Origin of the sequence: Archangium violaceum (genome assembly GCF_016859125.1) — a bacterium.
Taxonomy (GTDB): domain Bacteria; phylum Myxococcota; class Myxococcia; order Myxococcales; family Myxococcaceae; genus Archangium; species Archangium violaceum_A.
On the sequence record NZ_CP069338.1, the window covers coordinates 683,789 to 697,953 of the forward strand.

Consider the following 14,165-nt stretch of genomic DNA (forward strand, 5'->3'; position numbering starts at 1 on the left):
TCTCGCGCGTCGAATTCACTCGAAGAGCTTCGAGTGAAGTCCGCGTACGATGGTCGACGCGCCAGGCGCCCAGGACGGGTGCCCGGGCGTGAGGTGTATGCCCCAGCCGAATCGTTCGCGACATGCGTTGATGGAACACGCTCACGACGACGGGGCATCGCCACTCGACTCAGCCACACACCCAGGAGCGTCATGCCGCATTCCCCCCCCGCACGACTGCTGCGTCCCGTGAGCATTGCCCTGTTGCTCGCCGCCTGCGGCTCTCCCTCATCCGACCCTCCCCCAACGACCCCACCGGAGCGCACAACGGGCCTACAGGGTGTCGTCGCCATCGCCCCTGCTGGCGCGGCGGTCACCGCCACCGAAATCCAGGCGTACCCCGCCGAGGGAGGTCCGGCGGTCGCGACCACCCAGAGCGACGAACACGGCCGATACACCCTGGCGCTGCCCGCCGGTGACTACAGCCTCACGCTGCGGAAGAGCGGGTACGCGGCCTCCCGAGTCGAAGGGGTGCGGATCCCCGACGGAGGCCTGACGCGACTCAACCTCGTGCAACAACGCGCCTTCCACCCGTCCTGGCCCACCGAGGCGCCCAGCGTCGACGTCGGCGACGTTCTCGAGAACGGCAGCTACGACGCCGACAACTTCCTCCCCTACGACGTCACCGTCGATCCCGCCGGCACCCTGCCGACGCAGATGATCTACGCCGCGATCGGCAAGACGCCCGGGTCCGCCTGGGCCTCCGGGGAGAGCCAGTCCTTCACGCAGACCGACACCACGGGCCCACGCTTCCTGCTGCCACGCGCCTATGTTGGCCTCGGCTCGACGACCTTCGAAGTCGTCGCCTACGACGCGAACAACAATCGCACACACGTCATCCGCCACGTCACGTTCACCAGCGTGCTCCCCTCGACCCCTGGCCAGCCACTCGCGCCGCCCGTGCTTCAAAGCACGCTCGCCGTCACCTTCGGCAAGGCCCTGGAGGCAATGAACGTCCATCCCACGGCCGCGCCCGAAGGCGCGAGCCTGTTCGTCAACGTCCACTGGAGTCCCGCCACGGACGTTCCCCCCTGCAGCGACCCGCTCGTCACCATTCCGTACAAATACCGCGTGGAACGACGCATCGGATGGGGCGCCTTCACGCCCATCGCGACGCTCCCCGGATGGAGCATCGGCCAGGACCTGGATGGCGACGCGTGCGGAGAAGTCATCTACACCACCGACTACCGGGACACGAGCGCCGACCTCCAGCCCGGCACCCCCGCCACGTACCGGATCGTCGCCTTCAATGACAAACACGAGACGGCGCCGTCCAACACGCTCACCAGCACGCCGCTCCCGGCGTTCGACGTTCGCCTCACCGGTCCCGCCGCGGGGGCCACGGGCGTGTCCACCACGCCCACCTTCACGTGGAAGCCCACACAAACCGTGGGGGCCATCCACGTCTACAACGGCTTGCTGTGGGACACCGTCAGCGGCAACAGCAACCTGAATTTCTCCTCGGCTCAGCCACGCCTCGTGAACCGCGATTCCTTCACCTGGAACGAGGACAACAACTACACCGGCAGCGTCTACGAGCAGCTCCAACCCGGAAGAACGTACGAATGGCAGCTCAGCCTGGCATTCGCCGCCGACAGCGCCACGTCCCCCACCGCCGTCAGTGTCGCCGCTGACTCCTACGGCGTGTACGGACCGTTCACCGTGGCGTCCACGGATGTCTTCCGCTTCACCACCGCGCCCTGAGCTCGAAGGACGAACCCCCCATGAAAAAAGCTCCTGCCCTGCTGGTGTTCACGAGCCTGCTGGCCGCCTGCACCCAGCCCTCGGCCCCCGCCGATCCGCTCAACCCTCCCCCCACGCCAGTCGACACCACGCCCCTCCCCGAGGCCACGGTGCTACACCCGCACCGAGCCGGGGAGCTCCTCCTTGGGTACCATCGTTCCGAGGATCTTCAGCGTGCCGTGCGCCTGCTCCAGGCGACGGTCATGGGGGACAACCCCACCCTCAAGCAGGCGCGCGTGGCGCTGCCGGACACGCTGACCGTCGAGCGGGCCCTCGGGCAGCTCGCGCTGGGGAGTCGCGCCACGCTGCGCTACGCGCAACCGAACTACACCTACAAGCGCCCGGGACTCACGCCCAGGACCTTCATGGCGCTGAGCGTGAATGATCCACTCGCCGCGACGAAGTGGGACCTGGAACGGATGAACGCCGAGGCGGCCTGGAAGACGAGCGTGCGAGGACAATTCCCAGACGGACAGGGAGTCGTCATCGCCGTCGTCGACACGGGTATCGACGGCACCCACCCGGATCTCGCCGGCAAGTTCGTCGATGGCTGGGACGCGTCGGGTTGCTACGACTACTTCATTCCGCCCTCCCCCAGCGACCGGCGCCCCCACCCCATTCCGCCGAACGTCAACGCCACCAACAACCTGGAGCACGGCACGCACGTCGCGGGGATCGCGGCCGCGCTCCGGGACAACGCCCAGGGCGTCATGGGGGTCGCCCCCAAAGCGCGCCTGATGGACATCAAGGTCTTCTGCGACTTCAACGAAGACACCACCACCAGCGCGGTGATTGCCGAAGGGGTGCTCGGGGCCATCCTGGACCGCGACGGGGACGGGCTCGTCCCCGACGTCATCACCATGAGCCTGGGCGGGCTCGGGTACGACAGCGCCACCGCGGATGCCCTCAACCTGGCCCTGTCTGGCCGTGACCTCGATGGGCAGGCGCTGCCCGCCTACGATGACGGCACGGGAGGTGGCATCGCGGGGGACGGCATACCGGACCGCACCGCGACCGTCACCGTCGCCATGGGCAACACGGGTCAAGCGGACACGCAGTACCCGGCGGCCGTTCCGGGCGTGATCGCGGTGGGCGCGACCGACCCCTCGGATGCTCGAGCGACCTTCAGCACCACCGGCCATCACATCAGCGTGAGCGCGCCCGGCGTCAACATCCTCTCGACGTGGCCGGCCTTCCTGAACCAGCGGGAGCCCGGCTACAACGGTGGGTATCAGGCGATCTCCGGGACGAGCATGGCCACGCCGGAAGTCGCGGGTGCCGTCGCGCTGATCAAACAATTCCATCCCGGTGCCACGCCCTTCCAGGTGCGCCGCCTGCTCGAGCGCACGGCCCATGACCTCGGCACGCCCGGCTGGGACGCGCAGACCGGCGCGGGTCGCCTCGACCTGAAGGCCCTGGTGGACGAGCTCGCCGGGCATGACCTCTCGCAGGACGAACCAGGCGGGCGCGCACGCGTCATCGTCACCACCGCGAACCGATGGGACAGCAATGACGATGGCTTCGTGAATGAGCAGGACACGCGGTACGCGCCACCCGCCGCGAACGTAACCTTGCTCCAGGGAGGCCGCGCCCTCTACCACGCCAAGACCAACGCCGCCGGGCAGGCCACCTTCGAAGCAATCGCCCCCGGACAATACGAGGTCATCGCCAGCACGCCCGATATCTTCGACATCTTCTCGCCCTACAGCCGAAGCGACACCGTCACGGGACAGGGAACGCTGACGGTGCCCTCCGGCGCCGAGGGCACGGCGTCAATCCACCTCACGTCGACGCTGGAAGTCACGGTGAGCTGGGCGGGTGGCGGTGATGTGGATCTGACCTATTGGGCATACATTCCCACCCTGCCCGATGGAACGCCTCCTCCGCTGCCGGATGAGCCCCGCCAGCACCGAGGGCAGATGGTCTGGCAGAGCGTCAAGAGCGGCTCGACGGACGTCACCTTCAGCGCCGACGACACAGGCACTTCCATCGAACGCGCGTCCGAAACGCTCCAACTGAACGCCACCCACTATCCACTGATTGCCATGATGTCCGCGCCGCACCCCGAGAACTTCTGGGGGATCACACGGGTTGGCGTGGACACCACCCGTCTCACGCATGCCGTGACGGCCACCTTGCGTGTCAAACGCAACGGCGTGGAGCGCACCTACGGCCCGATCGCCCTCGAGCCGGGTGCCGGTGAATCGCTCGGAAACACCGTCCTGTGGAGCGGCATCGACTCCAAGTTCGCGGGAAGCTTCATCCTGATCCACTGATGTCCCTGGCGGGGCGCCGTGTCACGCAACACGGCGCTCTGCCCCAACGGCGGACCTCACCGCGTCGGCGACCTGCCTCGGATCCTGCAACTGGAGGCCATGACCGACACCGGTGAGACGAATCGTGGTGACGTCACCCAGGGCGCGGGTCGCCATGTCGATGTCTTCCTGGGTCAGCAGCCCACCCGCGGCCGGGTCCGCCTGGAGCAACACGAGCCGGCACCGCAGTCTCTCGAGGAGGGACGCGCCCTCCAGGGCGGCATAGGTGTCGTCGAACCTGTCGAGGATCGCGTCCAGCAAGTCGCCATCATGGCAAGCCAGGGACCGGCTCAGCTCGAGGATGTAGGGGTGCCCCGGGCCGAAGAGTTCCCTGAAGCTGACGCTCCGGTCCGGCTCCGGCCGGATTTCGAGCTCGAGCAGCCGTTCCGCGACCTGCTCAGGGGTGAGACCCCGGCCCGTGAGCGCCCTCCAGGCAAGCGTGAGGTCTCGCGACTTCGCCTGATGTGCGCGCATACGTTCCCGGCCCAGCGGCGCATCGCCATCGATGATACCGGTGACCAGGTGCGGGGAATTCGCCGCGAGGACCAGGCTCACGTGCGCGCCATGAGAATGTCCGAACAGCCACGCGGGGCCGACCGAGACGTGGTCCAGGACCCTCTTCACGAACTCCGCGGTGTCCTGGAGACGATAGGCCCCGGGCGTGTGGCGCGACTCGCCATGCCCCGGAAGATCGATGAGCACGAGTTGATGGTCGTCTTGGAGCAGAGGAGCCATGGAGGAGAACCACTGCCGCCGACCGGACCCCCCATGCAACAGGACGAGGGGCTGCCCCCGTCCCACGATCTCGAAAGCAATACCATCCGTGGTCCTGCTCGTTCCCACCGATCCTCCTCCACCTTCTACGGGTGCCACATGAGCACATGGATACAACTGAAGCCCGCGAGGGCGGCCAGAAAGCATCCCGGCAACGGCGCCCCGCCTTCTCGGGCAGGCTCCAGAAATTCCAACCCTCGAAAAGCCGGCCTCTTGATATCCTGATTGATGGGTAGACGCATGAACCGAATAGAGCTTGCTGAGTGGACCGTTGCTCCTGAGTCCCTCTTCCCGGCATGGCATTTCGTCGAAGAATTCGCGCAACGAACCTCGAGTGCTGGAGGCGTCGAAAAGATCATCATCTTCGAGCGAGTGTCGCCATCTCGATATGAACTCGCGCACACGCGTGACTGCACTGGGAATCAAGGCGCAGCGCTCAGGCCAGTCATTCGTGATGCGCTCCGGCGGGATACGCTGCTCGGGTTCGTGATTCGCGACTCATGCGATTTGGAGCCTCTCCTCGAAAGCTACCGGAAACAACATGGGGGAGTGCTTCGGGTACAAGACGTGATGAGGGAACTGGGGGCCGAAGTACCGGAGCTCGAGACCGTGCTCACGGCTGGTCGGAAACTCGTGTTGGTGGGCCACGACGGAGAACCGTTGTTCACGCTTGTCCCCCGGTTGGCTCCGACAGAATGACATCCCGCCATCGGAGTTCTTGGACAGGTAGGCATGGAGCGTGGTCCGCCCGGACTCGCGCGGGGGGTGAGCAGGCCTCGCCCGTGGCTGGTACGTGGATTGAAGAGCCTCCCATCATGGCTCACGAGCCCCTCGAGCATTCCAAGCTCCACGGGAAGGCGTTCCTGCGCGACCTCCTGACCAGTTACATACACATCAGGCCATCGAAGCAGGAAACAGCCAGGCAGGACCTCGCGAACATCCAGAGCGCCCTGAGGCTCTACCATTCGAAGCATCGGCGCTTTCCGTCCACCGCAGAGGGAATGCGGGAGCTCGTGAACCGCCAGGGGCTGGAGCAGGTTCCGCGCGACCCCTGGGGCAGCCTTATGGAGCACTGAGCGGCGCGGCCAAACCTCCTGAACGCCCCGCCGTGAAGGCGGCGACCTACAAGGCCTGCGAACGCCGCGACACCTGGCCGTCAGCCCGCCCGCCCCCGGAAATTCTCGGCGATCCGCGCCTGCATGTGCAAGGTCTCGGCGGTGATGCGCAAATCCTGCGCCGTTACCCGGGGAGCCAACCGCCGTGCGTCATCACCCCTCAACGTCTCCTTGTTCCACCACCCATCGCGGCGGTAGACATGACGGATTGGACGACACCGTCCTCTCCAGAAAAGCCGTTCAACTGCCTCACACACCGACGTGGGAGAGAGGAGCGCGCGATGGGCACGTACAAGGAGTTTCACCGCCAGTCCGTTGAGCAGCCCGAGGCGTTCTGGGCCGAACAGGCCCGACTCATCGACTGGGAGCGTCCGTGGGACAAGGTCCTGGACGACTCACGTCCACCCTTCGCGCGCTGGTTCGTCGGGGGACGCACCAATCTCTGTCATAACGCAGTGGACAGGCACCTGGCGGACCGGGCGCAACAGCCCGCGCTCGTCCATGTCTCCACGGAGACCCAGGAGCAACGCCGATACACCTACGCGCAACTGCATACCGAGGTGAACCGGGTCGCGGCCATGCTGCGCGGACTCGGAGTGAAGCGCGGCGATCGGGTCATCATCTACCTGCCCATGGTTCCCGAGGCGGTCTTCACCCTGCTGGCATGCACGCGGCTGGGAGCCATCCACTCGGTGGTGTTCGGAGGCTTCGCGGCGCACAGCCTCGCCACGCGCATGGATGACGCGAAGCCGGCGTTGCTGGTGACGGCGGACGCGGGCATGCGCGGCGGCAAGGTCATCCCCTACAAGCCGCTGGTGGAGGAGGCCCTGAAGCTGGCGCAACACCCGCCCTCGCGGGTGCTGGTGCTCGACCGGGGATTGGATCCGAACATGCCCCGCGTGCCCGAGCGGGATGTGGACTACGCCACGCTGGCGCGCGAGCACGAGGGCGCACGAGTCGAGGTGGAGTGGCTCGAGTCCTCCGAGCCCAGCTACATCCTCTACACCTCCGGTACCACGGGACGCCCCAAGGGCGTGCAGCGCGACACGGGAGGCTACGCGGTGGCGCTGGCGTCCTCGATGCGGAACATCTTCACCGGCAAGGCTGGCGAGACGATGTTCACCGCGAGCGACATCGGCTGGGTGGTGGGGCACTCGTACATCGTCTATGGCCCGCTGCTGGCCGGCATGACGACGGTGCTGTACGAGGGCCTGCCCATCCGCCCGGACGCGAGCATCTGGTGGCGGCTCGTGGAGGAGCACCGGGTGAACGTGATGTTCACCTCGCCCACCGCCATCCGGCTCTTGAAGCAGCAGGACGCGGCGCACCTCTCGCGCCATGACACGTCGAGCCTGCACTACCTGTTCCTCGCGGGCGAGCCCCTGGACGCACCCACCCACGAGTGGATTTCCGCCGCGCTGCCCGCCACCCAGGTGTTGGACAATTACTGGCAGACGGAGACGGGCTGGCCCCTGCTCGGGCCCTGTCCGGGAGTGGAGGCGCGGCCACGCAAGTTCGGCTCACCGGGCACGGCCATCTATGGCTACCGGGTGAAACTGCTGGACTCGCAGACGGGCGAGGAGGTGACGCAGCCCAACCAGAAGGGCGTGCTGGTGGTGGAGCCGCCGCTGCCGCCCGGGTGCCTGTCCACGGTGTGGGGCGACGATGCGCGCTTCGTGTCCACGTACTTCTCCCACTTCGACAAGCCCGTCTACAGCACCTTCGACTGGGCCACGCGGGACGAGGACGGGGACTACTTCATCCTCGGCCGGACGGATGACGTCATCAACGTGGCGGGCCACCGGCTGGGCACGCGGGAAATCGAGGAGGCCATTTGTGGGCATCCCGGCATCGCCGAGGTCGCGGTCGTGGGCGTGAAGGACCCGCTCAAGGGGCAGGTGGTGGTGGCCTTCGCGGTGCCGAGGGACGCCTCGCGGATGCGGACGGAGGAGGGCCGCGCGAGCCTCACGCGCGAGGTGATGGCCACGGTGGACAAGACGCTGGGGGCGCTGGCCCGCCCGGCCCAGGTGCACCTGGTGACACTGCTGCCCAAGACACGCTCGGGCAAGCTGCTGCGCCGCAGCATCCAGGCCCTGGCCGAGCAGCGCGAGCCCGGCGACCTCACCACCCTGGAAGACCCGAGCGCCCTTGAGCAGATCCGCGCGGCCCTGACGCCACGCGAATGAACTACGAATTGGCCGAGGATTCAGAGGTGAGGCGGCCAGGGTTCAGGCATGAAGCACCTCAACGGAAGCCGTCGACGATGAACACGGCCGCGCGAGAGTCATCGATCAACGCGACTCCAGGCGGGGACTCTGGCTTCTTCCGCAAGCCACCATGACCCAGGCGAGCCACGGCGCAGATGGGAATGGGCTCACCATCCGGAGGGCGTGCCTCGTAGTACCGGATGATGACATTGGGCCCGCCCGTCCATATCTGCCCGTACAGCCGGGTCAGGGGAGAGAGATACCCAAGCTCTTCGAGCAAGTAGCTCTCGACGGGCCCATCCGTGAGCGAGACCGGGCTCTGACTGCTCTGGTTGGCATCGATCACGATGGATGCGCTGCTATCCCCGGGGCGGAGCCGCAGGATTCGCATTGCCTCCAAAGCCTTCTGCGCGCACGCCTGAGGACCTGGACTTCCATCCGCCCGCAGTGACACACCAGGGCCCGTACAGCCGAGCCCCCAGCAGGACAACAGGATGAAGGCCGAGAGGTGGGTTGCTCTTGTCGAAACCATGAACCGGAATCCTACTTCCTGGGCGGCGTACTCCCGCCTATGGAACGAATGAAGCTCAACGACGGACGCGCGCCGCCAGGGCCGCCAGGTCCAACTCGACGTAGCCTGGCCGAAGCCCTCCGTCTCTGAAGAGCTCCAGGGTGGCCAGCGCGTGCTCGACCGAGACTTCCTCCTGGCGATAGCGCTGGTTCTCGGCACGCAGCGCCCTGTTCTCCGCCTGCTTCGCTTGCAGCGCTGCCCGTACTGCCTCGGGGGACTCCGGCTCGGGAAAGACATCGACCTGCCCATCCACGACGTCCTTCCCAGCGATCACGGTGAAGGGCAACGACGTGCCGTCCACTCCGATCCGCGATGAGCCGCTGCAACAGGAGGAGCAGGCCCCCACACTCAGGACGTGGTCGGGCCCCTCCATCGCATGGTTCATGAGCCAGGCGCGCAGGCGAGGTGAGCCGTGGTGCAGTTCCAACAGGCGCTTATCGACATGGCGGGGCGGAGTGCCCTGGGTGTCCTCGAGCAGCCCAAGGAGCAGCTCGGCCGATTCGGGGAACCCGGGGAAGAGAACCTGTCGCACCAAGGGGTTCAGACGGGTCACGAGCTCGAGGAGCTTCTGACTCTCCTCGAGCGTCTGCGTCTCGCACATCAACCGCTGGCACAAGAAACGGAACTCCTCGGACTCGCCCTCATCCCTCGTGACGAGCAATTCCATGACGCCCAGCGTATCCGCTCCAGCTGCCCACCGGGAACGAGCCGCTGGCCGGGGGCCCGAGCGAGTCACGGCGCAAATGGGGCTGGTCCCTGGCGGCCCACCACACCGTTGATTTCCCGACCCACGAAGTTTGACAGGCGAGCACAGCACGAAGCACAGTCACTTGACAATCTACCGCCAAGGAACGCCATGGACCTCCCGAAAGGACGCCTTCTCCGCTGGCTCTTGTGCTTCTTCGTCAGCGTCCTTGCGGGTGGCTGCGCGTCTTCTGCTTCAACCCGACGTGAAGACGACGCCGAAAACAGAGGGACAACAGAGCAACCGCCAGACGAAAGCGCTTACAGGGACGCAGCGGAAAACCCTCTAAAGCTCCGAAGCTTTTCATCGGTCCGATTTGCTTCAACGAATAAATGCTCGAGTCCGCAAATGCCTTCAACTTCCCCTGAAGAGAAAGCCGCCCGCATTGCCGCTGCCCTCAATGGATTGGGTCACATTGCAATGGGACACCCTCTGGAGTGGGCTCATAGATTCAAGGGCGACGCGAAACCAAGGGAAGAGTTCCACGAGGACGCAACCATCGTTTTCGACATGGTTTCACGTGAGGAGAGCGTCAAGTCAAAGGTGATTCCCAACCCCGCCGAATGCAAAGCAGCGCTCTCCCGGTTTCAGGATATGGTGCGGTCCATTGATTTCGATGATGCCGCGAGCATGCTCAGCCTCAAGGAATATGCCCGGCAGGCCCTCGAAGCCTTTCTTGGAGAACCGTTTCCCGAGTAAGGAGCCTCAGCTGGCTGCTAGTATCCCGGCGATGAAGATCGCCGCCATCTCCGACATTCATGGCAACCTGGAGGCCCTCGAGGCCGTGCTGGCCGACATCGACCGGCGCGGCGCCGATGTGATCGTCAACCTCGGGGACATTGTCTCGGGTCCTCTCCAACCAAGCGAAACCGCGGACCTGCTGATTCGCCTCGCTCTGCCGACGATCCGCGGCAACCATGAACGACAGCTCCTCGCGCCCGACCTCAAGCGCATGGGTCCATCGGATCGTCACGCCGCGCAATCACTCCGGCCCGACCAGCGCGACTGGGTGGCCAGTCTGCCGCCGACGCTGTGGCTCTCCGACGAGGTGTTCCTCTGTCACGGCACGCCGGGCGACGATCTGACCTACTTCCTGGAGCAGATCACCCCCGCGGGCTGCGGGCCAGCCCCGGTGGCGCTCGTCGAGGAGCGGGCCGGTGACTGCGCGGCTTCGCTCATCCTCTGCGGACACACGCACATGCCCCGCGTCGTGCGTCTGCGAGACGGGCGCACCATCGTCAATCCGGGCAGTGTCGGTCTCCAGGCCTACGAAGACGAGCGTCCCCACCCGCACAAGGTTGAAGTCGGCTCCCCGCACGCCCGCTACGCCCTCATCGAGCGCACACCGGAGGGCTGGGCAACCGAATTGCTCAGCGTGGTCTATGATTGGGAACGCGCGGCGCTCCTGGCCGAGGCGAGGGACCGGCACGACTGGTCGACGGCCTTGAGGACCGGCCTGATGGGACTCGCACGCTGATTCAGCGCGGCACACGTGCCATCGCGAAGTAGATCACGCACTCGCCGCGCCCGACGTTGACGAAGGCATGGGGCACGTCCGCCTCGAAGTAGAAGGCATCCTGTGACGCCACCGTGACGCTCCCGTCCGGGAAGTCGATGCGCAGCGTGCCCTTCTCCACGACCAGGTGCTTGCCCACCGCCACGCCCTTGCCGGGCAGCTCTCCCGTCGACGCATGGGCCGGCAGCGTGAAACGGACGAACTCCACGTCCCGCGTCTCGAACGGGGGCACCAGGAGTTGACGCACCACACCGCTCTCCGCGTCGCGGAACGTGGGCTGCTGCGCGGGAGGCAGCAGCACCCGGGCCTGCTTCGGCCTCGGGCGCGACATCAGCTCCGACAGCCCCACCCCGAGCCCCTGCGCGATACGCACCGCCACCACCAGCGTGGGGTTGTTCGTCCCCCGCTCCACCTTGGAGATCATCGCCCGGCTCACCCCGGATGCCTCCGCCAGCGCCTCCAGCGTGAGCCCCTGCTCCTGCCTCAACTCCCGGATGCGCGCTCCCAACCTCGAGGCCTCCGCCGCTTCCAGCTCGGTCTCTTCCTCTCCACTCGAACTCGACTTGACATTTCTCATATGTGAGAACAGTAAAGGCCCCACCCGAGCGGCTCGGCCCGGGCCCAGCGGCCACCGCCGCATGGGGACGAAGTGCACACGCTGTAGGGAACGCGAAGGTCACCACAGGAGAGGTGGAGCATGGAGAATCGAAAGCTGGGGAAGCAAGGGCTCACCGTCTCGGCCATGGGCCTGGGCTGCATGGGCATGTCCGACTTCTACGCCGGGCGGGATGACGCGGAGTCGGAGGCCACGCTGCTGCACGCGCTGGAGCGGGGCATCACCTTCTTCGACACCGCGGACGCCTATGGTCCGGGCCGCAACGAGGAGTTGGTGGGCCGGGTGCTGCGCCCGCACCGCGCGAAGGTGGTGCTGGCCACGAAGTTCGGCATCGTCCGCGACCCGAATGATCCCCAGGCGCGCGTCATCAACGGCCGCCCCGAGTACGTGAAGCAGGCGTGCGAGGCCAGCCTCCGGCGGCTGGGCGTGGACGTCATCGACCTGTACTACCTGCACCGCGTGGATTCGAAGACGCCCATCGAGGAGACCGTGGGCGCCATGGCGGAGCTCGTGAAGCAGGGCAAGGTGCGCTACCTCGGGCTGTCCGAGGTGAACGCGGACACGCTGCGCCGCGCATGCGCCGTGCACCCCATCACCGCGCTGCAGAGCGAGTACTCGCTGTGGAGCCGCGACCCGGAGGACGGTGTGCTCCAGGCCTGCCGCGAGCTGGGCGTGGGCTTCGTCCCCTACAGCCCCCTGGGCCGTGGCTTCCTCACCGGGCAGCTCAAGCGCTTCGAGGACCTGGCGCAGGACGACTACCGCCGCCACTCCCCGCGCTTCCAGGGGGAGAACTTCCAGCGCAACCTGAAGCTGGTGGAGCTCATCGAGCAGCTCGCCCAGCGCAAGCAGTGCTCACCGGCACAGCTCGCGCTCGCCTGGGTGCTCGCCCAGGGCAGCGATCTCGTCCCCATCCCGGGCACCAAGCGGCGCACCTACCTGGACGACAACCTGGGCGCCCTGAACGTGAAGCTCACCGCTCAGGACCTCGCCGACATCGAGGCCATCGCGCCCCGGGGTGTCGCGGCGGGAGATCGCTACCCACCCGCCATGCAGCAGCTGTTGCAGTCCAAGACCCCGGCGCCCCAGGCCCGCTGACAGTCCCACCTCCCTGGCGAACAGGTGGCGGAGAGGCCTCGCCGCCACCTGGTTGATTTTCTCTGAAATCGAGAACGTAGGGACCTGTAAAGTTACATCGAGGCACTACGCAAAAGGTGCGGGCCTGCCCGCACATTTTGTCACCTGGATCCGCAAGATTTGTCACTCGGGGAGGGACGGGCAGATGATAAATCCCCGGATTCCTTGGGTAGCAACGAAACCTGGACGTCGGCACGCCGCATGCTTGAGGAGCAGGCGGGGGAAGGGCAGCCCTCAAGGAGGCAGCCATGTCGCAGGTTCGTTCTGTCGTGTCCAAGGAAGCGGATGTCTGGATTCTTCGGCTGGAGAAGGCCAACGGGAAGGTGCAGGAGTACCGGTGCACCACCGAGGGTCAGGCGAAGCAGCTCGCCATGGTGCTCGCCGCCTCGACTCCGGTGGAGTCGGTCCAGCCTCAGGCTTGAGGTCGAAGCGGGCGGTTCCCAGTAACGGCGGAACGTGGCAAGCCGAGGGACCTGGGGAAGTGTTCCCGGTCCCATTGAGGAGCCGCCGTTGCCTTCATCCTTCGAATCGTTGACCGTCGATGCCCACGGCCTGGCCCTCCACGTGCGCCAGCGCAACGCCGCGGGCACTCCCGCCGTCGTGTTCCTGCACGGCTGGTTGGATCATTCCCACAGCTTCGACCTCGTCGCCGAGCACCTGCCGGACTCCTGGCGTCTGCTGATGCTCGACTTCCGCGGCATGGGCCGGAGCGCCTGGCTGCCACGCCACGCGAACTATCAGTTCGCCGACCACCTGGTGGACGTGGAGGCGGTGGTGCGCGCCATGGGGTTGGAGGCGGTGCACCTCGTCGGCCACTCGCTGGGAGGCATCATCGCCACGGCGTACGCCGCCGCGCGCCCCTCGCGTGTGCTCGGCATCACCTTGATCGAGAGCCTCGGCCCCACGGGTGGCCCTCCGGAGAACGCGCTCGTGCGGCTGCGCGGCTTCCTCGAGGACCTCGAGCGCGAGCCCCACCGCAAGCGCTACCCCAGCGTGGAGGCCGCCGCCGCCCGTCTGCGGGAGAACAACCCCTCCCTGCCCGAGCACGCCGCGCTCCACCTGGCCCGTCACGGCACCGAGTCCGTGGAGGACGGCCTCGTCTTCACGTTCGACCCGGCCCACCGCCGCCGCTTCGCCTTCGGCTACGACGACGCCCAGTGGCTCGCCATCTCCTCCGCCGTCACCTGCCCCATGCAGCTGCTCCTCGGCAGCGAGGGCTTCCGCTTCGATGACGAGCGCTCGCGAGCGCGGATCTCCGCCCTTCGCCAGCTCCGCCCTCCCCTCACCCTCCCCGGGGGTCACCACGTCCACCTGGAGCAGCCGGAGGCCGTGGCGCGGGCCCTGAGGCAATTCATACCCGCCGTCCCATAAGTCCTGCCCGATCACCCCG

The 14,165-nt window shown here is 66.7% G+C and carries 14 protein-coding genes; 10 read left to right on the forward strand and 4 right to left on the reverse strand.

Annotated elements, in window-relative coordinates:
• Nucleotides 1-192 precede the first annotated feature (192 nt).
• Together JQX13_RS02915 and JQX13_RS02920 are read left to right on the forward strand one after the other, a co-directional pair.
• Entirely contained in the window at nucleotides 193-1,743 is a 1,551-nt protein-coding gene (locus JQX13_RS02915) for a carboxypeptidase-like regulatory domain-containing protein (protein ID WP_203407559.1), read from the forward strand.
• 20 nt (nucleotides 1,744-1,763) lie between these two features.
• A complete protein-coding gene (locus tag JQX13_RS02920; protein ID WP_203407560.1) occupies nucleotides 1,764-4,058 on the forward strand; it encodes a S8 family serine peptidase in 2,295 nt (764 codons plus the stop codon).
• A gap of 21 nt (nucleotides 4,059-4,079) precedes the next feature.
• Here the strand turns inward: JQX13_RS02920 and JQX13_RS02925 are convergent, their stop codons facing one another.
• Complete coding sequence (locus tag JQX13_RS02925) at nucleotides 4,080-4,832, reverse strand: alpha/beta fold hydrolase (protein WP_239014504.1); 753 nt, start codon at nucleotides 4,830-4,832, stop codon at nucleotides 4,080-4,082.
• Between the two features lie 279 nt (nucleotides 4,833-5,111).
• Between JQX13_RS02925 and JQX13_RS02930 the strand changes: the two genes are divergently transcribed.
• The 3 genes from JQX13_RS02930 to JQX13_RS02940 all read left to right on the forward strand — a co-directional run bounded on the left by JQX13_RS02930 (nucleotide 5,112) and on the right by JQX13_RS02940 (nucleotide 8,172).
• On the forward strand, nucleotides 5,112-5,570 hold the full coding sequence (locus JQX13_RS02930; RefSeq protein ID WP_203407562.1) for a hypothetical protein: 459 nt from the start codon (nucleotides 5,112-5,114) through the stop codon (nucleotides 5,568-5,570).
• 116 nt (nucleotides 5,571-5,686) lie between these two features.
• Nucleotides 5,687-5,947 carry a type II secretion system protein GspG gene (locus tag JQX13_RS02935; protein WP_203407563.1) on the forward strand — a complete coding sequence of 87 codons (261 nt, stop codon included), beginning with the start codon at nucleotides 5,687-5,689 and terminating at the stop codon, nucleotides 5,945-5,947.
• A gap of 320 nt (nucleotides 5,948-6,267) precedes the next feature.
• Entirely contained in the window at nucleotides 6,268-8,172 is a 1,905-nt protein-coding gene (locus JQX13_RS02940) for a propionate--CoA ligase (protein ID WP_203407564.1), read from the forward strand.
• A gap of 58 nt (nucleotides 8,173-8,230) precedes the next feature.
• Here the strand turns inward: JQX13_RS02940 and JQX13_RS02945 are convergent, their stop codons facing one another.
• On the reverse strand, nucleotides 8,231-8,584 hold the full coding sequence (locus JQX13_RS02945; RefSeq protein WP_239014505.1) for a hypothetical protein: 354 nt from the start codon (nucleotides 8,582-8,584) through the stop codon (nucleotides 8,231-8,233).
• A gap of 196 nt (nucleotides 8,585-8,780) precedes the next feature.
• Entirely contained in the window at nucleotides 8,781-9,431 is a 651-nt protein-coding gene (locus JQX13_RS02950; RefSeq protein WP_203407566.1) for a DUF2381 family protein, read from the reverse strand.
• A gap of 426 nt (nucleotides 9,432-9,857) precedes the next feature.
• Here JQX13_RS02950 and JQX13_RS02955 point away from each other — a divergent pair, with 426 nt between their 5' ends.
• Complete coding sequence (locus JQX13_RS02955; protein WP_203407567.1) at nucleotides 9,858-10,208, forward strand: hypothetical protein; 351 nt, start codon at nucleotides 9,858-9,860, stop codon at nucleotides 10,206-10,208.
• Between the two features lie 31 nt (nucleotides 10,209-10,239).
• Entirely contained in the window at nucleotides 10,240-10,986 is a 747-nt protein-coding gene (locus JQX13_RS02960) for a metallophosphoesterase family protein (RefSeq protein WP_203407568.1), read from the forward strand.
• Between the two features lies 1 nt (nucleotide 10,987).
• On the opposite strand, the gene JQX13_RS02965 is transcribed toward JQX13_RS02960, so the two are convergent.
• Nucleotides 10,988-11,533, reverse strand: coding sequence for a helix-turn-helix domain-containing protein (locus tag JQX13_RS02965; protein WP_203407569.1), 546 nt, complete (start codon nucleotides 11,531-11,533; stop codon nucleotides 10,988-10,990).
• A gap of 189 nt (nucleotides 11,534-11,722) precedes the next feature.
• On the opposite strand from JQX13_RS02965, the gene JQX13_RS02970 reads away from it, so the two are divergent.
• The 3 genes from JQX13_RS02970 to JQX13_RS02980 all read left to right on the forward strand — a co-directional run bounded on the left by JQX13_RS02970 (nucleotide 11,723) and on the right by JQX13_RS02980 (nucleotide 14,146).
• Nucleotides 11,723-12,736, forward strand: coding sequence for an aldo/keto reductase (locus JQX13_RS02970; protein ID WP_203407570.1), 1,014 nt, complete (start codon nucleotides 11,723-11,725; stop codon nucleotides 12,734-12,736).
• A 287-nt stretch (nucleotides 12,737-13,023) separates the two neighbouring features.
• A complete protein-coding gene (locus tag JQX13_RS02975) occupies nucleotides 13,024-13,197 on the forward strand; it encodes a hypothetical protein (RefSeq protein ID WP_203407571.1) in 174 nt (57 codons plus the stop codon).
• Nucleotides 13,198-13,285: 88 nt separating this feature from the next.
• Nucleotides 13,286-14,146: an alpha/beta fold hydrolase gene (locus JQX13_RS02980; protein WP_203407572.1), complete on the forward strand. Its 861-nt coding sequence runs from the start codon at nucleotides 13,286-13,288 to the stop codon at nucleotides 14,144-14,146.
• The last annotated feature ends 19 nt before the right edge of the window (nucleotides 14,147-14,165 follow it).